Annotated in this window: 20 protein-coding genes; 14 read left to right on the top strand and 6 right to left on the bottom strand. The window is 75.1% G+C overall.

Annotation, left to right across the window (positions count from 1 at the left end; translation table 11 throughout):
* Positions 1–7 precede the first annotated feature (7 nt).
* A complete protein-coding gene (locus D0Z06_RS22040) occupies positions 8–1,378 on the top strand; it encodes a right-handed parallel beta-helix repeat-containing protein (RefSeq protein WP_147332110.1) in 1,371 nt (456 codons plus the stop codon).
* A gap of 118 nt (positions 1,379–1,496) precedes the next feature.
* Here the strand turns inward: D0Z06_RS22040 and D0Z06_RS22035 are convergent, their stop codons facing one another.
* Genes D0Z06_RS22035 through D0Z06_RS22025 form a run of 3 tightly spaced genes read right to left on the bottom strand, consistent with a single transcriptional unit; the run spans position 1,497 to position 4,721 of the window.
* A complete protein-coding gene (locus tag D0Z06_RS22035; protein ID WP_117379689.1) occupies positions 1,497–2,168 on the bottom strand; it encodes an anti-sigma factor family protein in 672 nt (223 codons plus the stop codon).
* On the bottom strand, positions 2,165–2,704 hold the full coding sequence (locus D0Z06_RS22030) for a sigma-70 family RNA polymerase sigma factor (RefSeq protein WP_117379688.1): 540 nt from the start codon (positions 2,702–2,704) through the stop codon (positions 2,165–2,167). Before D0Z06_RS22030 ends, D0Z06_RS22035 begins: the two co-directional genes overlap by 4 nt.
* Before the next feature lie 55 nt (positions 2,705–2,759).
* Entirely contained in the window at positions 2,760–4,721 is a 1,962-nt protein-coding gene (locus D0Z06_RS22025) for a prolyl oligopeptidase family serine peptidase (protein WP_117379702.1), read from the bottom strand.
* Between the two features lie 246 nt (positions 4,722–4,967).
* Here D0Z06_RS22025 and D0Z06_RS22020 point away from each other — a divergent pair, with 246 nt between their 5' ends.
* The 11 genes from D0Z06_RS22020 to D0Z06_RS21970 all read left to right on the top strand — a co-directional run bounded on the left by D0Z06_RS22020 (position 4,968) and on the right by D0Z06_RS21970 (position 18,605).
* Entirely contained in the window at positions 4,968–7,346 is a 2,379-nt protein-coding gene (locus tag D0Z06_RS22020; protein ID WP_233517885.1) for a DNA translocase FtsK, read from the top strand.
* A gap of 130 nt (positions 7,347–7,476) precedes the next feature.
* Complete coding sequence (locus D0Z06_RS22015; RefSeq protein WP_117379686.1) at positions 7,477–8,904, top strand: MiaB/RimO family radical SAM methylthiotransferase; 1,428 nt, start codon at positions 7,477–7,479, stop codon at positions 8,902–8,904.
* On the top strand, positions 8,901–9,563 hold the full coding sequence (gene pgsA, locus D0Z06_RS22010; protein ID WP_117379685.1) for a CDP-diacylglycerol--glycerol-3-phosphate 3-phosphatidyltransferase: 663 nt from the start codon (positions 8,901–8,903) through the stop codon (positions 9,561–9,563). Before D0Z06_RS22015 ends, pgsA begins: the two co-directional genes overlap by 4 nt.
* A 307-nt stretch (positions 9,564–9,870) precedes the next feature.
* Positions 9,871–10,263 (top strand): helix-turn-helix domain-containing protein, encoded by a 393-nt coding sequence (locus D0Z06_RS22005; protein ID WP_117379684.1) that lies wholly within the window; start codon positions 9,871–9,873, stop codon positions 10,261–10,263.
* Between the two features lie 64 nt (positions 10,264–10,327).
* A complete protein-coding gene (locus D0Z06_RS22000; RefSeq protein ID WP_233517884.1) occupies positions 10,328–10,927 on the top strand; it encodes a TetR/AcrR family transcriptional regulator in 600 nt (199 codons plus the stop codon).
* An 85-nt stretch (positions 10,928–11,012) separates the two neighbouring features.
* Positions 11,013–12,242 carry a DUF4032 domain-containing protein gene (locus tag D0Z06_RS21995; protein ID WP_117379683.1) on the top strand — a complete coding sequence of 410 codons (1,230 nt, stop codon included), beginning with the start codon at positions 11,013–11,015 and terminating at the stop codon, positions 12,240–12,242.
* A gap of 211 nt (positions 12,243–12,453) precedes the next feature.
* Positions 12,454–13,719 carry an extracellular solute-binding protein gene (locus D0Z06_RS21990; protein ID WP_117379682.1) on the top strand — a complete coding sequence of 422 codons (1,266 nt, stop codon included), beginning with the start codon at positions 12,454–12,456 and terminating at the stop codon, positions 13,717–13,719.
* Positions 13,716–14,678 (top strand): carbohydrate ABC transporter permease, encoded by a 963-nt coding sequence (locus D0Z06_RS21985; RefSeq protein WP_117379681.1) that lies wholly within the window; start codon positions 13,716–13,718, stop codon positions 14,676–14,678. The genes D0Z06_RS21990 and D0Z06_RS21985 overlap by 4 nt, the downstream gene beginning before the upstream one ends.
* Positions 14,679–15,512 (top strand): carbohydrate ABC transporter permease, encoded by an 834-nt coding sequence (locus D0Z06_RS21980; RefSeq protein ID WP_117379680.1) that lies wholly within the window; start codon positions 14,679–14,681, stop codon positions 15,510–15,512.
* A gap of 46 nt (positions 15,513–15,558) precedes the next feature.
* On the top strand, positions 15,559–16,866 hold the full coding sequence (locus D0Z06_RS21975; RefSeq protein WP_117379679.1) for an ABC transporter ATP-binding protein: 1,308 nt from the start codon (positions 15,559–15,561) through the stop codon (positions 16,864–16,866).
* An 83-nt stretch (positions 16,867–16,949) separates the two neighbouring features.
* Positions 16,950–18,605, top strand: a complete 1,656-nt coding sequence (locus D0Z06_RS21970) for a glycoside hydrolase family 13 protein (protein WP_117379678.1) — start codon at positions 16,950–16,952, stop codon at positions 18,603–18,605.
* Here the strand turns inward: D0Z06_RS21970 and D0Z06_RS21965 are convergent, their stop codons facing one another.
* The gene (locus D0Z06_RS21965) at positions 18,606–19,064 is read right to left on the bottom strand and encodes a GNAT family N-acetyltransferase (RefSeq protein ID WP_158580057.1); all 459 of its coding nucleotides are present in this window, start codon (positions 19,062–19,064) and stop codon (positions 18,606–18,608) included. It lies immediately after the preceding gene.
* Entirely contained in the window at positions 19,061–20,077 is a 1,017-nt protein-coding gene (locus tag D0Z06_RS21960) for a carbohydrate kinase family protein (RefSeq protein ID WP_117379676.1), read from the bottom strand. The genes D0Z06_RS21965 and D0Z06_RS21960 overlap by 4 nt, the downstream gene beginning before the upstream one ends.
* Positions 20,078–20,225: 148 nt before the next feature.
* On the opposite strand from D0Z06_RS21960, the gene D0Z06_RS21955 reads away from it, so the two are divergent.
* Complete coding sequence (locus D0Z06_RS21955) at positions 20,226–21,065, top strand: PspA/IM30 family protein (protein ID WP_117379675.1); 840 nt, start codon at positions 20,226–20,228, stop codon at positions 21,063–21,065.
* A 45-nt stretch (positions 21,066–21,110) separates the two neighbouring features.
* Here the strand turns inward: D0Z06_RS21955 and D0Z06_RS21950 are convergent, their stop codons facing one another.
* Entirely contained in the window at positions 21,111–21,965 is an 855-nt protein-coding gene (locus D0Z06_RS21950) for a DNA-formamidopyrimidine glycosylase family protein (protein WP_117379674.1), read from the bottom strand.
* Between the two features lie 128 nt (positions 21,966–22,093).
* On the opposite strand from D0Z06_RS21950, the gene D0Z06_RS21945 reads away from it, so the two are divergent.
* Entirely contained in the window at positions 22,094–22,750 is a 657-nt protein-coding gene (locus D0Z06_RS21945; protein WP_233517883.1) for an antibiotic biosynthesis monooxygenase, read from the top strand.
* Positions 22,751–22,760 lie beyond the last annotated feature (10 nt).

The raw sequence follows: 22,760 nt of genomic DNA, 5'->3' as shown, positions 1-22,760 counted from the left end.
CGACGACATGCGGACGAGACGACTGGCAGGAGCCGCGGCCTCGGCCGTGGCGTTGGGCCTGCTCACGGCCGGCCCCGCCATGGCCGACGACCACGGCCACCGCTGGGGAGGGGACCGGCCGCACGGCGAGAGCTGGGGGTCCGACGACCGTGCCGACCGGGGAGACCGCGATCGCGGTGCCAGCGACCGGCTGCGGGTCACCACGGCCGCCGACAGCGCGGACACCGCGCCGGGGGACGGCCGCTGCGCCGACGGCTCCGGCGCCTGCTCGCTGCGCGCGGCGGTCCAGGAGGCCAACGCCCTCGGCGGGGGGACGATCGAGCTGGGGAAGCACACCTACGCGCTGACCCTGGGCGGCACGGGGGAGGACGCCGCGGCGACCGGCGACCTGGACGTGACCGGCCGGGTGACGATCCGCGGCGGCGGGGCGACCGTCGACGCGCGCGGCCTGGACCGGGTGTTCGACGTCCGCCCCGGGGCCTCGCTGCGGCTGGAGCACGCCACCGTCACCGGCGGCGCGGCGCAGGGCACCGGGGTGCCCGCCTCCGGTGGCGGCCTGCTCAACGCCGGCACGCTGCACCTGGAGGGGAGCACCGTCACCGGCAACACCGCGGTGCGCGCCGGCGGCGGCATCGAGGCCTCGGCCGGCTCCAGCACCACGGTGCACCGGTCCACGCTGTCGGACAACGCCACGGGCGCCGGTCCCGGCAACGGCGGCGGCCTGCACCTGACCGGTGCGGGCACGGTCACCGTCGAGCGCAGCGCCGTCACCGGCAACACCGCCGCCGCCGAGGGTGGCGGGTTGTGGAACTCGGCCGACGGCACCATGACCGTCGACCGGAGCACGGTCGTCGGCAACGCCGCCGGCGGCGCCGAGGCCACCAACGGCGGCGGCGGGCTCTTCAACGACGGCGGGGAGCTCACCGTGCGGCGGACGGAGGTGCGGGACAACCGCGCCGACGGGGCCGCCGGCTCCGGCGGAGGTGTCCTCAACGACCAGGGCCGCCTGGTCGTCGAGCGGTCGGTGCTCAGCGGCAACAGCTCCTCGCGCGCCGGGGGCGGGGTGGAGGCCAACCTCGGGGAGACCGTCCTCGACCGCACCCGCCTCACCGGCAACACCACCGGCGCCGCGCCGGGCAACGGCGGCGGCCTGCACCTGACCGGTGCGGGCACGGTCACCGTCGAGCGCAGCGCCGTCACCGGCAACACCGCCGCCGCCGAGGGCGGGGGCCTGTGGAACTCCGAGCCCGGGACCATGACCGTCACCCGCACCGAGATCCGGGACAACCGGGCACCCGTCGGGCCGGACGTGTTCCAGGACGGCAACGGCACCGGCTTCACCGTCGACGGGCGCACCGTACCGGCGAACGGCAGCTGACAGCCCGAGGACCGGCCCCGGCCCTACGGGGGTGGGCCGGGGCCACCGACCGCGCCGGGCGGGGGGAGACCCCGCCCGGCGCGGCCGCGTCCGGGGCATGCGGGCCGCGCCGGGAGGGTCAGAACCGCGAGGTCAGGACGACGTCCCCCGCGGCGTCGACGACGGTGAAGCCGACCGCGTCCTCGCGCAGCACGAAGGCGTTGAGGTTGCAGTCCAGCTGCTCCGGCCCCACGCCGATGAACCCCCCCGCGGGTACCTCGGCGCCGGCCTCGTCGGTCACCCACACCCGGTGCGCCTCGCCGGCCGTGAAGCCCTGGCCGGACAGCCGGACCTCCACCCCCCAGGTGTGCGGGATGACGTCGGCGGTAGCGCGCACGCCCTGCTCCAGCACCTCGACCGCGACCGCCTCCAGCGGGGGCGGTGGGGGCACCGGCCGGACCAGCCAGCCGACGCCGAACGCCGACGCCGCGACGGCGGCGGCCGCCCCGGCCGTGGCCAGCCGGCGGCGGGTGACCAGGGGCGTCGGGCGTGCCCGCTCCTCGGCGATGCGGGCGAGGATCGCCTCGCCGAGCCCGGGCGGCGGGGTGGGCGTCTCGTCGAGGCGGTCGGGGTCCACCGCGTCCAGCCGGGCGGCCAGCCCCACCAGCGGTGCCAGCTCGGCGCGGCACTCCGCGCAGCCGTCCAGGTGCGCCCGCACGGCCGCGCGCTCCTGCGGCGTGCCGTGCCCGAGGGCGTACACACCCAGCTGCTCGCGGAGCGAGCGGTGCTCCTCCCGCGGCAGGTCGCTCACGGTTCCACCCCCAACTCGTCGAGCGCGAGGCGCAGGGCCTTGAGGCCGTAGAAGACGCGGCTGCGCACCGTGCCGATCGGGACGCCCAGCTCGGCGGCCACCTCGGCGTGGGGACGGCCGCGCAGGTGGGTCTGCACGATCGCCGCCCGGTGCTCGGAGGAGAGCCGCCGCAGCGCCTCCTCCACCACCCAGGCGTCGACCACCCGGTCGTCGAGCCCGCCGTCCGGGGGGAGCTGCACGTCCTGCGGTTCGGTGAGGCTGCGCTGCCAGGGCCGGGCGGCGCTCCGGCGCGCCTCGTCGACCACCACGTTGCGGGCGATGGCGAACAGCCAGGTGCGCAGGCTGGCCAGCTCCGGGTCGAAGGAGCCCGAGGCCCGCCAGGCCTTGAGGAACACCTCCTGGACGACGTCCTGGGCGCTGTGGTCGTCGCCGAGCTGGCGCAGCGCGAACCGGTACAGCTCCGGCCCGTGCGCGGCGTAGGCGGCGCGCACGTCGATCGGCCCGGCGCCCCCGCGCCTCCGGGCGGGCCTCGTCACGGTGCTCCCGGGAGTCGGTCCACGGCGTGGTCTACGGCGCAGGGGCCTGCCGCGTTCACCCGGCCGGCCGCACGACGTCGACCGGCGCGATCCCCTCGCCCTCCGGCAGGTCGAAGCCCCACACCTGGGCGTAGAACGACAGCTCGCCGTCGAGGGCGGCCCGGATGCTCTCGGCCCTTCGGAACCCGTGCTGCTCCCCGGGGAAGAGCAGGTAGGCGTGCGGGACGCCCTTGGCGCGGAGGCCGGCCACGATCGACTCGGCCTGCTCCGGCGGGACGACGCGGTCCTCCTCGCCCTGGAAGACGGCCAGCGGGGTGTCGAACGCGTCGACGTGGGTCAACGGCGAGCGCTCGGCGTAGACGTCGGCCCCGGACGGCCACGGCGCGACCAGCCCGTCGAGGTAGCGGGACTCGAACTTGTGCGTGTCCCGGGCCAGGGCCGCGAGGTCGGCGACGCCGAAGTGGCTGGCCCCCGCGGTGAAGACGCCGGGTCGGAGGCACAGCGCCGCGAGCGTCGTGTAGCCGCCGGCCGAGCCGCCGCGGATCGCCATCCGGGCCGGGTCGACCCGGCCCGTGCCGGCCAGGTGCCGGGCGCAGGCCACCACGTCGTCGAGGTCGACGACGCCCCAGTTGCCCTTCAGGGCCTCCCGGTACCGCCGTCCGTAGCCGGCGGAGCCGCGGTAGTCGACGTCGGCCACGCAGAACCCGCGGGAGGTCCAGTACTGCACCGCGAGGTCGAGTGCCGCGGTGGCCGCGGCCGTCGGCCCCCCGTGCACCACGACCAGCAGCGGGGGCAGCTCGCCCTCGGGGGCGGCGACTCCCGGGTTGGTCGGCGGGTAGACCAGCGCGTGCGCCTCCGCGATGCCGGTGCCGCGGTCCTCGGTGGGGAAGGTGACGTGCTCGGGCCGGGAGAACCAGGCCGGGTCCAGCCCCAGGTCGCGCGCCGGGCGCAGGACCTCGGCCGCGCCCCCGTCCACCGGTACCCGCAGCACGACGGGCTCGGACGCCGGACCGGCCGCGACGCAGACGACCGCGCCGTCCGCCGCCGCCGTGACGTACCGGAACACCGTGTGCGGCAGGTCCAGCTCGCGCGGCCCGCCGTCCCCCGCGACGGCGAGCCGGTCGCGACCGTCCCGGGCGTAGGCCAGCACCACCCGGCCGTCGGGCAGCAGCGCGTACCGGCTCTGCCCGAACACCCACTGCGGCCCGGCGATGTCGCCGCCGACGTCCGCGACGCACTCCACCTCGCCGTGCGGCCGGCGCCGGTAGAGCGACCAGACGTCGGACCGGTCGCTGAGCCACCACAGCGCGAGGTCCTCGCCCCACACCGGCTGCACCACGGACTCGCCCGGCCCCCCGGCCAGCACGTGCTCGGTGCCGTCGGCGGCCCGGACGACCAGCTGCGCGGCGTCCCACGGCATGTCCGGGTGGTCCCACCGCAGCCAGGCCAACGTGACGCCGTCGGGTGCCGGCCGGGGGTCGGAGACGAAGTCGGTGCCGCCGGCCAGGACCTCGGTCGTGCCGTCGGGCCGGATGCGGACGATCTCGTTCACGACGTCGGTGGCCGCACCGCCCGGGGCGTGGGTCTCCCGGACGGCGAGCAGCCCGCCGTCCGGCGTCGCGGTCAGGTCGGCGAAGCGCACCCCGGAGGGCACGTCCGGCTCCGGCGTCACCGCCACCGGCTCCGCCGCCCCCGGGGCGAGCCGGTAGAGCCGCTGGTCGGTGAACTCGGTGAACCACAGGACGCCGTCGCGGACCGCCCAGGCCCCGCCGCCGTACTCGTGCACGCGGGTGCGGGCGTTCCAGGGGGCGGGGAGGACGTCGGTCGTGGTGCCGTCGGCCGAGCGGCGCACCACGACCGAGCGGCCGCCCTCCTCGGGACGGCCCTCCGACCACCAGACGTCCGTGCCGTCGACGCGCACCTCGCCCAGCCGCGCGGCGGCCCGGACGACCAGCTCGGAGGTGATGGGCGTGGGCCAGCTCCCGGGGGGCAGGCTCCCGGGGGACGTCGTCGGCATGCCCCGACCGTAGGTGGCGGACACGTCGGCGTCGCCTGCCCCCGGCGCGGGCCGGGGGAGATTACGGTCTGACGCATGCCTGCTCGCAGCACGACCACCCGCACCTCGGGGCGGTCGTCCGCGCGCGGCCGCTCCGGGTCGACCGCGTCCCGGAAGCGGCCACCCGCCAAGCGACCCGCCGCGAAGCGGCCCGCCGGGGGCCGCAGGCCCGCCGCCGCGCGTTCCTCGGGCCCCGGCCTGTGGGGCGTGGTGAGCGGCACCTGGTCGCTCGTGGCCCGCGGTGCCGGCGGCCTGGCCCGCTCGGTCGCCCGCCCGGCGGAGGCCGAGCCGCTGGCCCCCGAGCACCGGCGGGACGGCGTCGGGCTGGCCGTGCTCGGCCTGGCCGTGGTGCTCGGTGCCGCCGCGTGGACCACCGGCATCGGCCCGGTGGGCGCGGGGCTGGCCGGTGCCGTGCGCTGGGTCGTCGGCTCGCTGGTCGTGCTGCTGCCGGTCGTCCTCTTCCTGGCCGCGCTGCGGCTGCTGCGCCGGGGCCCCCGGCCTGAGGCGCGCGGCCGGCTGGCGATCGGCTGGCTGTGCACGGTCATCGCGGTGCTCGGCATCGCCCACGTGGTCGGTGAGCCCGCCGTGCCGGCCGCCGGGCGCCCCGGCTCCGGTGGGCTGCTCGGCTGGGCCGTCGGGACGCCGCTGGAGGCGGGGGTCGGCGCCGTGGTCGCCGTCGTCCTGCTGGTGCTCGCCGCCTTCTTCGGCCTGCTCGTGCTCACCGCCACCCCGGTGCACCAGATCCCCGAGCGGCTGCGCGACCTCGGCGACCGGCTGCTCGGCCAGGCCCCCGACGACGAGGCCGACGACGGGGCGCACGACGACGAGGACGGCTACGACGGCTGGGACGGCGACGACGAGGAGCCGGCCGAGCTCCCCGCCCCGCGGCGCTCCCGGCGCCGGGCGTCGCTGTCGGAGGACCTCCTCGAGACCGGCCCGGTCGACCTGCCCGCCGTGGACACCGCCGCCTACGACGAGGCCGGCGACGCCGTCCGCGTCGAGCCGCCGCCCCCGCCGGTGCCCACGCGCGGGGCCCCGGTGGTCGACCGCACGGCCCCGCCGGAGGAGCTCGAGCCGGTCACCGAGCCCGAGCAGCTGCGGATCGAGCCGGTCGAGGGCGAGTACACGCTGCCGTCGGTGGCGCTGCTGCGCCCGGGCACCCCGCCGCGCAAGGAGTCGCAGGCCAACGGCGTGGTCGTCGAGGCCATCCGCGGCGTGCTCACCCAGTTCAACATCGACGCCGACGTCACCGGCTACACCCGCGGCCCGACGGTCACCCGCTACGAGGTCGAGCTCGGCCCGGCGGTCAAGGTCGAGAAGATCACCGCGCTGACCCGCAACCTCGCCTACGCCGTGGCCAACGACAACATCCGCATCCTCGCCCCGATCCCGGGCAAGTCCGCCGTCGGCATCGAGGTGCCCAACGCCGACCGCGAGACGGTCAGCCTCGGCGACGTCATGCGCTCGGCGGCGGCCAAGCAGGACCCGCACCCGATGCTGGTCGGCCTCGGCAAGGACATCGAGGGCGGTTTCGTCTGCGCCAACCTGGCGAAGATGCCGCACCTGCTGGTCGCCGGCGCCACCGGCGCCGGCAAGTCCAGCTGCATCAACTCGCTGCTGACCTCGCTGCTGCTGCGGGCCAGCCCGGAGCAGCTGCGGATGATCCTGGTCGACCCGAAGATGGTCGAGCTCACGCCCTACGACGGCATCCCGCACCTGATCACGCCGATCATCACCGACCCCAAGAAGGCCTCGACCGCGCTGGCCTGGCTGGTCGAGGAGATGGAGCAGCGCTACCAGGACATGCGGGCCACCGGGGTCCGGCACATCGACGACTTCAACCGCAAGGTCGAGCGCGGGGAGATCACCGCCCCGCCCGGCAGCGAGCGGGTGTACCGGCCCTACCCGTACATCCTCACGATCGTCGACGAGCTCGCCGACCTCATGATGGTCGCCCCCCGCGACGTCGAGGACTGCATCGTCCGGATCACGCAGAAGGCCCGCGCCGCCGGCATCCACCTGGTGCTGGCGACCCAGCGCCCGTCGGTCGACGTGGTCACCGGCCTGATCAAGGCCAACGTGCCCTCGCGGCTGGCGTTCTCCACCTCGAGCCTCACCGACAGCCGGGTCATCCTCGACCAGCCCGGCGCGGAGAAGCTCATCGGCATGGGCGATGCCCTCTTCATGCCGATCGGCGCGGGCAAGCCGCAGCGGGTGCAGGGCGCCTACGTCTCCGACACCGAGATCGAGGCGGTCGTCGAGTTCACCAAGCGGCAGGCCGAGCCGGAGTACCGGGAGGAGGTCTTCACCGCCGGCGGTGGCGAGAAGAAGGAGATCGACGAGGACATCGGCGGGGACCTCGAGCTGCTGGTCCAGGCCGTGGAGCTCGTCGTCACCAGCCAGTTCGGCTCGACCTCGATGCTGCAGCGCAAGCTCCGGGTCGGCTTCGCGAAGGCCGGCCGGCTCATGGACCTCATGGAGAGCCGCGGGATCGTCGGGCCCTCCGAGGGGTCCAAGGCCCGCGACGTCCTCATCAAGCCCGAGGAGCTCGAGTCGGTGATGTTCACGCTGCGCGGCGAGTCCTGATCCCCGGACGCCCTCGCTGCAGGGGCCCGTCGCCGGCCCGCTCCGGAGGCCCACCCCGAGCCGGTGCGGGGCGCGGGGACGGGGTCCTCGCGCGGCGGGGGGCGGCAGGCCCGTCGACTACGATGGACCGGTGAGCGCCGTGCCCGACCCCGCCCGGACCGTGGCGGTGGTGACCCTCGGGTGCGCCCGCAACGAGGTCGACTCCGAGGAGCTGGCCGGCCGGCTCGCCGCCGACGGCTACCGGCTCGTGGAGGACCCCGACGGGGCCGACGCCGTCCTCGTGAACACGTGCGGCTTCATCGAGTCGGCGAAGAAGGACTCGGTCGACGCGATCCTGGCCGCCACCGACACCGGGGCCCGGGTGGTCGCGGTCGGGTGCATGGCCGAGCGGTACGGCTCGGAGCTGGCCGGGGCGCTGCCCGAGGCCACCGTGCTCGGCTTCGACGACTACGCCGCGATCGGCCACCGGCTCGACGACGTCCTCGCCGGCCGGTCGCTGGTGCCCCACGACCCGCGCGACCGGCGCACCCTGCTGCCGATCAGCCCGGTGGCCCGCGGTGCGGCGGCCGCCGCCGAGGACGCCCCGGCCATCCCCGGCCACGGGTGGGTGCAGCGCCGGCGGCTGGCCGGGGGTCCCTCCGCGGCGCTCAAGCTGGCCTCGGGCTGCGACCGGCGCTGCGCCTTCTGCGCGATCCCCGCCTTCCGGGGGTCCTTCGTGTCCCGCCCGCCGGCCGAGGTGCTCGGGGAGGCGCAGTGGCTGGCCGGGCAGGGCGTGGCGGAGCTGGTCCTGGTCAGCGAGAACTCGACGTCCTACGGCAAGGACCTCGGCGACCTGCGGTCGCTGGAGCGGCTGCTGCCGCAGCTGGCCGCGGTGGAGGGCGTCGCCCGCGTGCGCGTGGCCTACCTGCAGCCGGCCGAGCTGCGGCCCGGCCTGCTCGAGGTCATCGCCACCACCGACGGTGTGGCGCCGTACTTCGACCTGTCCTTCCAGCACTCCTCGCCCGGCCTGCTGCGCCGGATGCGCCGGTTCGGCGGCACCGACGACTTCCTGGCCCTGGTCGAGCGGGCCCGGTCCCTCGCCCCGGGGGCCGGCTTCCGCACCAACGTGATCCTCGGGTTCCCGGGCGAGACCGAGGAGGACGTCGCCGAGCTCGAGCGGTTCTTGACCGGCGCGCGCCTGGACGCGGTCGGGGTGTTCGGCTACTCCGACGAGGAGGGCACCGAGGCGATCGGCCTGGGCGGCAAGCTGGACCAGGCCGAGATCGACGCGCGGGTCCGCCGGATCACCGACCTGGTCGAGGAGCTGACCGCGCAGCGCGCCGAGGACCGCATCGGCGAGCGCGTCGAGGTGCTGCTCACCGAGGACCTCTCCCCCGAGGAGGGGGAAGGGGTGTGGCTCGGCCACGCCGCGCACCAGGACCCCGAGTCCGACGGGACGACGACGGTCACCGGCGTGCCGGCGGACGCCGCCCCCGGCCGGGTCGTGGCCGCCGAGGTCGTCGACACCGAGGGGATCGACCTGGTCGCCGCCGCGCTGGTGCCCGCGGTGCGCGCATGACCCCACCCGCCGGCCCGGCCGCCAGCCCGCCCGCGTCGAAGCGGGTGCTCAACCTGCCGAACGCGCTGACGGTCCTGCGGTTGGCGGTGGTGCCGGTCTTCGCCGCCCTGCTGCTCACCGACGGCGGCATGGACGACGACCGGCGCTACTGGGCGACGCTCTTCTTCGGGCTGGCGATCATCACCGACCGCTACGACGGGATGATCGCCCGGCGGTGGGGCCAGGTGACCGAGTTCGGCAAGCTCGCCGACCCGATCGCCGACAAGGCGCTCACCGGCACCGCGCTGATCGGCCTCTCGGTGCTGTCCCTGCTCCCGTGGTGGGTGACGGTGGTCATCCTGGTCCGCGAGATCGGGGTGACCCTGCTGCGGTTCTGGGTGCTGCGGCACGGGGTGATCGCGGCCAGCCGGGGCGGCAAGGCCAAGACGGTCGTGCAGGCCCTGGCGATCGGCCTCTACATCCTGCCGCTCGAGGGGGCGCTGGCCACCGCGCGCTGGTGGGTGATGGCCGTGGCCGTGGTGCTCACCGTGCTCACCGGCCTGGACTACGTCTGGCGGGCCCTGGTGCTGCGCCGCACCAGCGCCCGGGCGATGCGCGCGGCTGCCGCCCGTCGGGCCGCGGGACGCCCCGGCGGCTCCCGCAGCGACGCCGCCGCCTGAAGCCTGCCCCCCAGCGCTCGCGAGCTCGCGCCGGGACCCTGCAGGGGGCCACCGTCCTCCCCACCCCTCGCGGGCTCGGGGCGGGGCCCGGGACGGGGCCACCGGCCTCCCCGCCCCCCTCCGCTCGACGCGGCCGGGTCGGGAGCCGTCGGCGCGGCGACGGGAAGGGCCGATCGACCCGGGGCGTTACGCCCTGAGCGGACGCGCCCGGGATGGCGCGGTCCCCGTCGGGGGTGCCGCGTACCGTGAGCGCACGGCGCCCTCGAGGGAGCCGCCGTACCCCGCACCGGCAGGACAGGAGACGGCCATGACGCTGCTGCGCACCCAGCTCGGGAGCACCCTGCGCGGCCACCGGCTGCGCCAGCGCCGCACGCTGCGGGACGTCTCCGGCGCCGCCCGCGTGAGCCTGGGGTACCTCTCCGAGGTCGAGCGCGGCCAGAAGGAGGCCTCCTCCGAGCTGCTGGCCTCCATCTGCGACGCCCTCGACGTGGAGCTCGCCGACCTGCTCGCCGAGGTCAGCCGCGAGTTGCGGCACGCCGACGGCGGCGTCCGTCCGCTGGCCCCCGCCGAGCCTGCCGTCGCGGCGGCGGAGGGCGCCGGGGTGGCGCCCGCCGAGGAGCCGGCGCTCGCGCTGGTCGGCGGCCCGGCCCCCGCCCGCGCGTCGCTCGGCCACGGTGAGGCGGTGTCGCTGGCCGCCTGAGCCACGACACGCGCGGGCCCGGTCCTGCTTGACCGGGTCGCCGACGCGTGCCAGACAGGAGGCCGTGTCGAGCCCCGGTCGGACGCTCCTCGGCGGTGCGGTCCCGCCGCCCCCGGAGCACGTCCCGGGCACCCGCAGCCGGGCGGGCAACGCGATGGTCCGCACCCGCGCCGGGCTGCTGGAGGGGGCCGCTCGCGCGTTCGCCGAGCGGGGCCTCCGGCGCAGCACGATGCAGTCCCTGGCCGCCGCCGCGGGGGTGGCCAAGGGCACGCTCTACAACCACTTCCGCACCAAGGACGACGTCGCCCTGGCGCTGCTGGCCGCCGAGCTGGACCGGCTCGGGGACCTCGCCGCCGGCCGGCCCTCGCCGGGGGCGGCGGTGGCCGCCCTGGCCGAGGAGGTCGCCGAGCACCCGGTGCTGCGGCGTCTGGCCGTCGACGAGCCCGCCGCGCTCGCCGCGGTGCTCGCCCCGGCCCCGGAGGGGTGGGCCGCGGTGGTCACCCGGCTGGCGGGCGTGCTGGGCACCGACCCGGTCGCCGCGGCGGTCGTCGCCCGCTGGCTCGTCTCGCTGGTCCTGCAGCCGGGGTGCCGGGCCACGCGGCAGGCCGAGGCCCGCCGGCTGGCGGCGCTGGTGACCGGGGGCCCGGCCGTCCCGGGGCCCTGAGCGCCGCACCGGGCGGCGTGGCAGGGTGGTGACCACCGCCCGGGCAGGGCGGTGCGGATGCTGCGCGTCACCAACGGAGGTCGCCGTGCGGTACCTCTTCCGCCCCCCGGGGACCGAGGGGGCCGGGCTGCTCGCGCTGCCCTGGCACCTGCCCCTCGAGGAGTGGGACCCGGCGCTGCTGCTGGAGGTCCCCCAGCGCGGCATCTCCCGGCACGTGGTCCGCTTCGTCGCCGAGCAGGGCCAGGTGTTCGCCCTCAAGGAGATCCCCGAGCCGCTGGCCCGGCACGAGTACGCGCTGCTGGGGGAGTTCGAGGAGGAGGGCCTGCCCTCGGTCTCGGTCCTCGGCATCTGCGTGGACCGGCCCGACGGGCAGGACGCCGTCCTGGTCACGCGCTACCTCGAGTACTCGATGTCCTACCGCTACCTGTTCTCCCGCCCCACCCACGGCCACTCGGTCGACGCCCTGCTCGACACCCAGGTGGAGCTGCTCGTGCGGCTGCACCTGGCCGGCGTCTTCTGGGGCGACTGCTCGCTGTCGAACACCCTCTTCCGGCTCGATGCCGGCACGCTCGCCGCCTACCTGGTCGACGCCGAGACCGCCGAGCGGCACCCGCGGCTGTCCACCGGCCAGCGCCACTACGACGTGGACCTGGCCCGCGAGCGGGTGGGGGCCGAGCTGCTCGACCTGCGCGCCGGCGACCTGCTGCCGGCCGAGGTCGACCCGATCGACGTCGCCGACAGCCTCCCGGTGCGCTACGAGGCGCTGTGGGACGAGGTGACCCGGGAGGAGGTGTTCACCGCCGAGGAGCAGCGCTACCGCGTCATCGAGCGGTTGCAGCGGCTCAACGACCTCGGTTTCGACGTGGGGGAGGTGGAGCTGGTCACCGACGCCGAGGGGGCGCGGCTGCGGGTGGAGACGCGGGTCGCCGAGCCGGGCCAGAACCGGCGGGAGCTCTTCCGGCTCACCGGGCTGGAGGTGCAGGAGAACCAGGCCCGCCGGCTGCTCAACGACCTGCGCTCCTTCCGCGCCTACCTGGAGCAGAGGAGCGGGACCCCGGTCGCCGAGACGGTCGCGGGCTACCGCTGGCTGGCCGAGGTCTACCGCCCGGTCGTCGAGGCGATCCCCTCAGAACTGGCCGGGCGGCTGGAGCCGGCCGAGGTCTTCCACGAGGTCCTCGAGCACCGCTGGTTCCTGTCCGAGCGCGAGGGGCGCGACGTCGGGACGACGGCCGCGACCCGTTCCTACGTCGAGAACGTCCTGGCGCGGACACCCGAGGAGATGACCACGCCGTCGATCATCGCGCGGCGCACCTGACCCGTTCCGGTACGGGGGTCGACGCAGGTCAGCCGCGTGTCACGGCGGGGTCTCGTTCGAGTTGACAGCCCTTGTGGCCTGGGCCACGTTAGGCAGACCGCGGTGATCGAAGACTCCCTCGCCAACGGAGGCGATGTTCGTGTCGAGAACAGGCAACGGGGCGCCGCCGGTTGGTCGCGTCCTCCCCTCGCGCCGGCGTGCGCTCGGTGGCATGGCCGGTGCCTTCGTACTGGCCTCCACCCTCACCGCCTGCGGTGGTGAGGGCGGCGGCGCCAACGTCCTGAACTGGTACATCAACCCCGACTCCGGCGGGCAGGCGGAGATCGCGGCACGGTGCTCCGAGCAGTCGAACGGCGCGTACACCATCACCGTCTCGCAGCTGCCCCGTGACTCGCCCGCCCAGCGCGAGCAGCTCGTCCGCCGGCTGGCGGCCAACGACAGCTCGATCGACCTGATGAGCCTGGACCCGCCGTACATCCCGGAGTTCGCCCAGGCGGGCTTCCTCGCCCCGGTCCCGGACGACGTCGCCGAACGGACCAGCGAGGACGTCGTCCAGTCCGCCATCGACGGCGCGACCTGGGACGACGAGCTGGTCACCATCCCGTTCTGGGCCAACACCCAGCTGCTCTGGTACCGGAACTCGGTGGTGGAGGCGGCCGGCCTGGACATGAGCCAGCCGGTGACCTGGGACCAGTTGATCCAGGCGGCGCAGGACCAGGACGTCATCCTCAGCGCGCAGGGGCGCCGGTCCGAGTCGCTCGTCGTCTGGCTCAACGCCCTGATCGAGTCCGCCGGTGGCTCGATCATCCAGGAGAACTCGCCCGAGGACCCGACCGGCATCGAGTTCGGGCTCACCACGGAGGCGGCCGACCGGGCCGCCGAGGTGATGAACGCCGTGGCCACCTCCGGCGTCGTCGGCCCGGCGTTCTCGACGTCGAGCGAGGACACCAGCGCGACGGAGTTCGAGGGCGAGCAGGGCGGGTTCCAGGTGAACTGGCCGTTCGTCTGGCCGCGCGCCCTCGCGGGGGTCGAGGCCGGCACGCTGGACGAGTCCCTGCCCGACGACATCGGCTGGGCGCTGTACCCGCGGGTCAACGAGGACGAGGAGACCGCGCCCCCGTACGGCGGGATCAACATCGGCATCGGCGCCTTCAGCGAGAACGTCGACGCCGCCTTCGAGGCCGCCGAGTGCATCGTCTCGGAGGAGAACCAGGCGTACTACTTCATCACCAACGGCAACCCGGCCTCGAAGGCGTCGGTGTACGACGACCCGGAGGTCCTCGAGGTGTTCCCGATGGCCGACACCATCCGGGAATCCCTCGAACTGGCCGCGCCCCGGCCGCAGACCCCGTACTACAGCGAGGTCTCCGGAGCGCTCCAGCGCGAGTACCACCCGCCGTCCAGCGTCGGTCCGCAGACCGGTGAGCAGGCCCAGGCCCTGATCGAGGCCGTCCTGGCAGGAGAGCAGCTGCTATGACCCAGACGACGCTTCCCCCCACGGAGAAGACCCAACCGGTCTCGGCGCCTGCACGGGGGCTGAGTGACCGATCGCGCGCCGAGCGTCGGCTCGGCTGGTTGCTGGCCGGCCCGGCGTTCCTCGTCATGCTCCTGGTCACCGCCTACCCGATCCTCCAGGCGGTCTACTACTCCCTGTTCAACTACCGGCTGACCGACCCGGAGAACCGGTCGTTCACCGGGCTGTCCAACTACGCGGTCGTCCTCACCGACGGCCTGTGGTGGCAGTCCCTGTGGGTGACCGTCGTCATCACGGTCGTGACCGTCGCGGTGGAGCTGGTCCTCGGGTTCGCGCTGGCCCTGGTCATGGCCAAGGCGCTGAGCGCGATCCGCCCGGCCCTCCGCGCCGCGATCCTCATCCCGTACGCGGTCATCACCGTCGTGTCCGCGTTCGCCTGGGCGTTCGCCTTCGACATCGACACCGGCTTCGTCAACAACTGGTTCGCCTGGCTCCCCGGCGTCTCGGAGACCACCGACTGGTTCGGTGGCCAGTGGTCCTCCATCGCGGTGGTCTGCCTGGCCGAGATCTGGAAGACGACGCCGTTCATCTCCCTGCTGCTCCTGGCCGGGCTCGCGCAGGTGCCCGAGGTCCTCCAGGAGGCCGCCAAGGTCGACGGGGCGACCTGGTGGCAGCGGATGCGGCGGGTGACGCTCCCGAACATGAAGGCCGCCATCATGGTGGCCCTGCTGTTCCGGACCCTGGACGCGTTCCGGATCTTCGACGCCATCTTCATCATGACCGCGGGCGCGAACAACACCGAGACCGTCTCCTTCCTGGCCTACCGGCAGACCATCGCCCGCGTGGAGATCGGACTGGGTTCGGCGGTCTCGGTGCTGCTCTTCCTCTCGGTGGTGCTCATCGCGTTCAGCTTCATCAAGGGTTTCCGAGTCGATCTGTCGCAGGCGAGGGGGGACAAGTAGATGTCTCGTCGGGAGAGAAACTGGTGGATCGTCGGCGGGATCGCGATCGTCATCTACTGCCTGTTCCCGATCGCCTGGATCGTGTCGCTGTCGTTCAAGGCGCCGGCTGACATCTTCAACGGGCAGTTCCTGCCGTCCAACCCGACGTGGGAGAACTACTCGACCATCATCACCGGGACGGCGAGCGACCTCTTCCTGCCGGCGCTGCGCAACAGCTTCGGCATCTGCCTGATCGCCACGGCCATCTCGTGCATCCTGGCGATGTTCGCCGCCTACGCGATCGCCCGGCTGGACTTCCGGGGGAAGACGCTGATCCTCTCGACGGCGCTGGCGGTGGCCATCTTCCCGGTCATCTCCATCGTCACGCCGCTGTTCAACCTGTGGCGGCAGATCGGGCTGTACGACACCTGGCCCGGGCTGATCATCCCGTACCTGTCGCTGACCCTGCCGATCTCCATCTGGACGATGTCGGCGTTCTTCCGCGAGATCCCGTGGGAGATGGAGCAGGCCGCCCAGGTCGACGGCGCCACCAACTGGCAGGCGTTCCGCAAGGTGATCGTCCCGCTCGCCGCTCCCGGTGTGTTCACCACGGCGATCATCGCCTTCTTCATCGCCTGGAACGACTTCGCCTACGGCATCTCGCTGACGTCGACGAGCGCGGCGCGGCCGGTGCCCGCGGCGCTGGGGCTGTTCTCCGGCGCCTCGCAGTTCGAGGACCCGACCGGGGCGATCGCGGCCGCGGCCGTGGTCGTCACCATCCCCGTCGTCGTCCTGGTCCTGCTCTTCCAGCGGCGCATCGTCGCCGGCCTCACCAACGGCGCCGTGAAGGGCTGACCCCGGTGCTGCGCATCCCACCGACCTCCCGAGAGGACGAGATCTGATGGCCTCCATCGAGATGAAGAACATCGTCAAGCAGTACGGCGACGGCTTCCCCGCCGTGAACGACGTCAGCCTGGACATCGCCGACGGCGAGTTCATGATCCTGGTCGGCCCCTCCGGCTGCGGGAAGTCGACGCTGCTGCGGATGATCGTCGGGCTGGAGGACATCACCAGCGGGGACATGGTCATCGGCGGGAAGCGGGTCAACGACCTCGCCCCGCGGGACCGCAACCTGTCGATGGTCTTCCAGAACTACGCGCTCTACCCGCACATGACCGTCTACGAGAACATCGCGTTCCCGCTGCGGCTGTCGAAGACCCCGGACGACGAGGTGCGCCGCCGGGTGACCGAGGCGGCCGACGTGCTCGAGCTCAACGAGCACCTCGAGCGCAAGCCGGCCAACCTCTCCGGCGGTCAGCGCCAGCGGGTGGCGATGGGCCGGGCGATCGTCCGGCAGGCCGAGGCCTTCCTCTTCGACGAGCCGCTGTCCAACCTCGACGCCAAGCTGCGCGGGCAGATGCGCACCGAGATCTCCCGGCTGCAGCGCCGTCTGGGCATCACCACCGTCTACGTCACCCACGACCAGACCGAGGCGATGACCCTCGGGGACCGGGTGTGCGTGCTGCGGAAGGGGAAGATCCAGCAGGTCGCCTCCCCCCGGGAGCTCTACGAGCAGCCGGTCAACCTGTTCGTGGCGGGCTTCATCGGGTCCCCGCCGATGAACTTCCTGCCGGCCACGCTGGAGGGCGACAAGCTGCGGACGCCCTTCGCCGAGATCACGCTCGACGAGAAGCGGCTGGCCGCGGTGCAGGGCCGCGAGCTGCTGCTCGTCGGCATCCGACCGGAGTACTTCGAGGACGCCACGCTGGTCGACGAGGCCAAGCGGCCGCACGGCTCGACCTTCCGCGCTCCGGTGGACGTCACCGAGTGGCTCGGGGACTCGCAGTACGCCTACATCCCCTACGAGGCACCGGATTCCATCCGCACCGAGCTGCGCGACCTCGCGAAGGAGCTGGACTCGGAGGAGCTGCGCACCCAGGCGATCGTGTCCATCGACGCGACCAGCCGCATCCGCGAGGGCCGGGAGGCCGAGTTCTGGCTCGACGCCCGCAAGGTGCACGTCTTCGACCCGGAGTCGGGCGAGAACCTCACCCGTGACGCGGAGGCCGGCGCTCGACTGACGCAGATGGCCGTGGAGGACCGGGAGGAGCAGGTCCAGCAGGCCCAGCGCGAGGGGCAGACCATCAGCGGTGAGTCCGGCGGGTCGCCGGGCCCGTCGGGCGGCGCGCACCGCGCCGGCGCGGCCTGAGCCCCGCGGACGGCGCCGGGGCCCGCGAGGCCCCCGGCGCCGTCCCGCGCGTCCGGACACCGATGCACCGACGGGAGCGCGCGATGCCCACCGGGGCCCTCCCGGACCGGCCACCGTGGTGGCGGCGCGCCGTCGTCTACGAGGTGTACCTGCGCAGCTTCCAGGACTCCGACGGTGACGGGATGGGGGACGTCGACGGGCTGCGGTCCCGGATCCCCTACCTGGCCGGCCTGGGCGTCGACGCCGTGTGGGTCACGCCCTGGTACCCGTCACCGCTGGCCGACGGCGGGTACGACATCAGCGACCACCGCGACATCGACCCGAGGCTGGGCACCCTCGGCCAGGTCGACGCGCTGATCGCCGAGGCGCACGCGGCCGGCCTGCGCCTCGTCGTCGACCTCGTCGCCAACCACACCTCCGCGCAGCACCCGTGGTTCGTCGCCGCGCTGACCGGCGGTCCCGGCGCCCCCGAACGGGAGCGCTACTTCTTCCGGGACGGCCGGGCCGGCGGGGAGCTGCCCCCGAACGACTGGATCAGCGCGTTCGGCGGTCCCGCCTGGACGAGGGTGCGCGAGCCCGACGGCCGGCCCGGGCAGTGGTACCTGCACCTGTTCGCCCCGGAGCAACCCGACCTGGACTGGGCGCACGAGGCGGTCCGGGCCGAGTTCGACGACGTGCTCCGCTTCTGGCTCGACCGCGGCGTCGACGGGATCCGGGTCGACGCGGCCCCGGCCATGGCGAAGCTCCCCGGCCTGCCGGACGCCGGGCACGCGCCCGGCGCGCTGTTCGCCTCCAGCGAGTGGGTCGACAACCCGCACTGGGACGTCGACGCCGTGCACGAGATCTTCCGTCGGTGGCGGCGGATCGGTGACGCCTACCCCGGCGACCGGCTGTTCGTCTCCGAGGCGGTGGTCAACGGCCCGGACCGCCTGAGCCGCTACGTCCGGCCGGACGAGCTGCACACCACCTTCAACTTCGACTACCTGAAGGCCCCCTGGGACGCCCGGCGGCTGCGCGAGGTGGTGCAGGGGACGCTCGACGCGCTGCGACCGGTCGGCGCACCACCGACGTGGGTGCTGTCCAGCCACGACGAGACCCGCCACGTCACCCGGTTCGGCCGGGCCGACAGCGGCGCGGCCACCATGGGCTTCGACACCCCGGGGGCGCCCGCGGACCTCGACCTGGGCCTGCGACGCGCCCGCGCCGCCGCCCTGCTGACCCTCGCGCTGCCCGGCGGGACCTACCTGTACCAGGGGGAGGAGCTCGGGCTGCCGGAGGTCGAGGACCTCCCCGAGCACGTCCTGACCGACCCCACCTGGGAGCGGTCGGGGCGGACGGCCCGCGGCCGCGACGGGTGCCGGGTGCCGATCCCCTGGTCGGGCGACGCACCGCCGTTCGGCTTCACCGCCGACGGGGTCGAACCGTGGCTGCCGCAGCCGGCCGGCTGGTCGACCCTGACCGTGGCGGCCCAGGAGGCGGACCCGGGCTCCACCCTGCGGCTGCACCGCACCGCCCTCCGGCTGCGCCGCGAGCTGCCCGACCTGGCCGGCGAGGACCTGAGGTGGCTGGAGGCGGGGGAGGACGTCCTCGCCTTCCGCCGCGGTCGCCGCTTCCGGTGCCTGGTCAACCTGTCCGCCACCCCGGTCCCGCTCCCGGGGGACGGCGCGGTCGCGCTGGCCAGCGCGGACGTCGGCGATCGGCTCCCGCCCGACACCGCGGTCTGGCTGCTCGACGGCTGATCAGGTGCGCAGCGACCGGGTGAGCACCACCCGGTCCTGCCCCGGGCCCTCGCGGTCCGGCGCCGGGTGCGGGACGGCCCCCAGCGCGGCGGCCAGGCCCAGGGCCGCCGTGTCCCCGGGCCGGGCGACGCCCTGGACGACGCGCGCCCCGGTGCCCGCCGCCAGGTCGGTGAACCACCCGAGCAGCGCCCGCCCCAGACCGCGGCGGCGGACGTCGTCGCGGACCGCCAGCAGGTGCACGACGGCGAGGCGGTCGGCGGTGACCACGCCGAGCAGGTAGCCGGCGTCCGCGCCGTCCGCGCTGCGGGCGAGCACGCCGAAACCGCCGAACTGGTCGAACCACACCGGGTCGTGGCGGGCGCGGGTGTCGACGTCCCAGAACCGGTCGTGCGCGGCCAGCAGCCGGGCGCGCACCACCCCGGCGGAGAGGTCGGAGAGGGCGACGAGGGCGGGGGTCACCGCCGGGCCGCGGCCAGCTCCGCGCGGGTGGGCGGGTCGGCGCCGGGGCGCGTGCAGTTGAGCGCGGCGACCAGGGCGGCGTCGTCCACCACGGCGAGCAGCCGGTCGTCGTCGAGCCGGTCGAGGGCCGCGCGGGTGGTGACGCCCGCGTCGAGCAGGCCGGCGAACAGCCCCGCGGCCAGCGAGTCACCGGCGCCGACGGTGTCGACCACGGTCACCCGCGGTGGCTCGCGGTGCACGAGCGGCCGGCCGGGGCGGGCCACCCGCAGCGGTGCCCCGCCGTCGGTCAGCACGACCAGCCCCCGGCCCCGGGCGGCCCACCGCTCGGCGGCGGCGTCGAGGTCGTCGAGCGCCTCGGGCTCGAGCCAGGCGAGGTCCTCGGCGCTGACCTTCACCACGTCGGCCACCGCCAGCAGCCGGCCGAGCCGGGCCCGGACGTCGGCGGCGGTGTTGCCCAGCGCCGTCCCGACGGGCCCGTCGGCCAGCATCGGCCGGATGTTGGGGTCGACGCTGACCAGCGCCCGGCCCGAGGCCGCCACCCGCTCGACGAGCCGGGCGATCGCCTCGCACCCCGGCGGGGTCCAGCTGGAGATCGACCCGACGTGCAGGACCGCGGTGGCCGGCGGCAGGACGGCGGCCAGCTCGTCGTCGGTCCACTGCCAGTCGGCCGCGCCGAGGACGTGGAAGCCGTAGTCGGGGGAGCCGTCGGGGCCCAACCCCACCACGGCCAGGCTGACCGGCTCACCGGCCACGACCAGCCCACCCGGGTCGACGCCGGCCAGCTCGACGTGCCGGCGCAGGCCCGCGGCCAGCGGCCCGGTGCCCAGCCGGGCGAGCAGGCGGACGGGGACGCCGAGCCGGCCGGCGGCCACCGCCACGTTGAGCGCGTTGCCCCCGGGGCGGGCGACGTAGCGGGGAGCGGTGCCCAGCGGGTCGGCCGCGGGATCGGGATCGGGGATCAGGTCGACCACCAGTTCGCCCAGGACGCTCAGGACCGCGTCACCGCCCGCCATGGACCGACCCTATCGGGGGACCGCTCCGGGGTCTCCCTGGTGGCCCGGGGGGTACCGCACCTGGGACGATGGGGGACGACGACGACCGCTGCGGCCCGCCGGACCGGCAGCCCGGCCGCGGACGACCCGCGCGGAGCAGGAGGAGCACATGCCCAACCCGTTCGTGAAGTTCTGGAAGTACCTCACGGCCTCGGCGAACGCGCAGATCGACCAGCGCGCGGACCCGAAGATCCAGATCGCCCAGGCGATCGAGGCCGAGCAGCAGCGCCACCAGGCCCTCGCGAACCAGGCGGCCGCCGTGCTCGGCAACCAGCGGCAGCTCGAGATGCGCCTCAACCGGCAGCTCGGCGAGGTCGAGAAGCTGCAGGCCTCCGCCCGCCAGGCGCTGGTCCTCGCCGACCAGACGCGGGCCAAGGGGGACGCCGCGAAGGCGGCGGAGTACGAGAACGCCGCGCAGGCCTTCGCCACCCAGCTCGTCGCCGCCGAGCAGTCGATGGAGGACCTCAAGCGCAGCCACGACGAGGCGCTGCAGGCCGCCGAGCAGGCCCGCGGGGCGGTGGAGCAGAGCCGGATGCGGCTGCAGACGACGCTGGCCGAGCGCACCAAGCTGATGAGCCAGCTCGAGCAGGCCAAGATGCAGGAGCACGTCGCCGCCTCGATGAAGTCGGTCAACGAGCTCTCCGCGCCGGGCAACACCCCGAGCCTCTCCGAGGTCCGCGACAAGATCGAGGCCCGCTACGCCAACGCCCTGGGTCAGGCCGAGCTCGCCCAGAGCTCCGTCGAGGGCCGGATGCTCGAGGTGGAGAAGGCCACCCTCGACGTGGCCGGCGCCTCGCGGCTGGACCAGATCCGCGCCTCGATGGGCGGGCAGACCGCGGTCGAGGGCGGCACCGGCGCGGCCGGCGCCATCGGCCCGGGGACGCCGGCCCCGTCGTTCGAGAAGGCCGAGCAGCCCGTCCAGCAGCCCGTCCAGCGGCCTGAGCAGTAGGCCGTCCGGCCCGCCGCCGGCGTCCGCAGCGGGGGCAGCACCTCCTCAGTGGGCGCCGGCCAGCGGGGGCGGGTGGTCCGGCTCCCCGGTGCGGGCCCGCGGGTCGACGGGGGCGTCGGTGGCCTGGCAGGTGGGGCACCAGTAGGTGATCCGTTCCTGCAGGTCGGGGCCCTGGTCGCCGCGCAGGACCGGCGTGCCGCAGCGGTAGCAGGGGCGGTCCTTGCGGCCGTAGACCCAGTGGTCGCGGCCGCGGCGCAGGTCGCCGGTGGTGCTCTGCTCGGGGCGGTCGCGGTTGGCGAGCATCAGCGCCCGGGTGCGCTCGACCAGCCCGGGGAGGTCCGCGACGTCGGCCACCCGCATCCACGGGTGGACGCCGCAGACGAACAGCCCCTCGACCTTGTAGAGGTTCCCCGGGCCGCACAGGTTCCGCTGGTCGAGGATCGCGACCCCGATCTGCTCGTCCGGGTGGGAGCGCAGCCGGCGCAGCGCCTCGTCGAGGTCCCAGTCGGGGCCGAGCACGTCGGGGCCGAGGTGCCCGACGACGGTGTCCTCCTGGGTGGTGGGCACCAGGGCGACGTCGTGCAGCCGGTAGCCGACGCAGTCCCACCGGTCGGTGGCCAGGACCGCGCGGATGGAGAACGCCGGGCCCCCGCGCCACCGGGCGCCGTGCCGGTAGATGTGCCAGGAGCCGTCCATGCGGTAATGCGTGCGCAGCGTCCAGCCGTCGGTGAAGCGGGTGAGCAGGTGCTTGCCGCGCGGCACCACCTCCGCGACCGTCCGCCCGGCGAGGTCGGTGGCGGCCAGCTGGGGGACCCGCAGCTCGCCGCGGCGCAGCCGGGCACCGGCGAGCGCGGTGTTCATCCGCTTCGCGGCCAGCCAGACGGTGTCTCCCTCGGGCACGGGGCCCAGTGTCCCCCGCGGCCCGGAGCGGGGCACCGCCGCGCGCCGGCGGGGGAGGACGGGGCCGGGGCGAGCCAGGTCACCCGAGGGCCGGGAAGGGCCGGGCCGGTCGCGGCGCTGGACCCTGCGTGCCCCGACGTCCCGAGCCCAGCACGCCGGCCGGTGCCGCCTCCGGTGCCGCCTCCGGTGCCGCCTCCGGTGCCGCCTCCGGTGCCGCCTCCGGTGCCATCGCCCCCGCCCACGTCGCCGCGGTCGCCGAGCCGGTCACGGTGACCGTGGCCCGTGACGTGCGCCCCGACCAGCGGGCGGCGTTCGAGCAGTGGGCCGCCGAGGTCCTCGGCCTGGCCGGGGCCTTCCCCGGCAACCTGGGCACCAGCCTGCTGCGGCCCGGGCCGGGCTCCGACCGCTACCACCTGGTGTACCGGTTCGCCGACGGCGAGTCCCTGGCCCGCTGGGAGCGCTCACCCGAGCGGCAGGCCGCCCTCGAGCGGGTCGAGCACCTGGCCGAGAGCGCCGACTACGCCCGGGTGGCGGGCCTCGACAGCTTCTTCACCGCGCTCACCCCGCCGCGGCCGGGCCCGCGCTGGCGGCTCACGCTGCTCACCATCGCCGCCGTCTTCACCATCACCCTGGCGTTCCAGCTGCTGCTCGGACCGTGGCTGGTCTCCTGGCCGCTGCCGGCCCGGCTGCTGCTGTCGGCCACGGTCGTCGTCGTGCTGCTGGGGCAGGTCATCATGCCCCGGCTGACCCGGTGGTTCGCCCCCTGGCTGCGCGGGCGCCGCTGACCCGACGGAG

This window comes from Geodermatophilus marinus (assembly GCF_003428645.1).
Classification (GTDB): domain Bacteria; phylum Actinomycetota; class Actinomycetes; order Mycobacteriales; family Geodermatophilaceae; genus Geodermatophilus.
Note: the sequence above shows the minus strand (reverse complement) of the source record. Positions and strands in the feature narration are given on the sequence as shown.

What these genes read in the sequence shown, in the direction of transcription:
- D0Z06_RS22040 (WP_147332110.1), top strand. Translation starts at nt 8, where the DNA reads ATGCGGACGAGACGACTGGCAGGAGCCGCGGCCTCGGCCGTGGCGTTG.
- D0Z06_RS22025 (WP_117379702.1), bottom strand. Translation starts at nt 4,721, where the DNA reads ATGCCGACGACGTCCCCCGGGAGCCTGCCCCCCGGGAGCTGGCCCACG.
- pgsA (WP_117379685.1), top strand. Translation starts at nt 8,901, where the DNA reads ATGACCCCACCCGCCGGCCCGGCCGCCAGCCCGCCCGCGTCGAAGCGG.
- D0Z06_RS22005 (WP_117379684.1), top strand. Translation starts at nt 9,871, where the DNA reads ATGACGCTGCTGCGCACCCAGCTCGGGAGCACCCTGCGCGGCCACCGG.
- D0Z06_RS21990 (WP_117379682.1), top strand. Translation starts at nt 12,454, where the DNA reads ATGGCCGGTGCCTTCGTACTGGCCTCCACCCTCACCGCCTGCGGTGGT.
- D0Z06_RS21985 (WP_117379681.1), top strand. Translation starts at nt 13,716, where the DNA reads ATGACCCAGACGACGCTTCCCCCCACGGAGAAGACCCAACCGGTCTCG.
- D0Z06_RS21980 (WP_117379680.1), top strand. Translation starts at nt 14,679, where the DNA reads ATGTCTCGTCGGGAGAGAAACTGGTGGATCGTCGGCGGGATCGCGATC.
- D0Z06_RS21975 (WP_117379679.1), top strand. Translation starts at nt 15,559, where the DNA reads ATGGCCTCCATCGAGATGAAGAACATCGTCAAGCAGTACGGCGACGGC.
- D0Z06_RS21970 (WP_117379678.1), top strand. Translation starts at nt 16,950, where the DNA reads ATGCCCACCGGGGCCCTCCCGGACCGGCCACCGTGGTGGCGGCGCGCC.
- D0Z06_RS21960 (WP_117379676.1), bottom strand. Translation starts at nt 20,077, where the DNA reads ATGGCGGGCGGTGACGCGGTCCTGAGCGTCCTGGGCGAACTGGTGGTC.
- D0Z06_RS21955 (WP_117379675.1), top strand. Translation starts at nt 20,226, where the DNA reads ATGCCCAACCCGTTCGTGAAGTTCTGGAAGTACCTCACGGCCTCGGCG.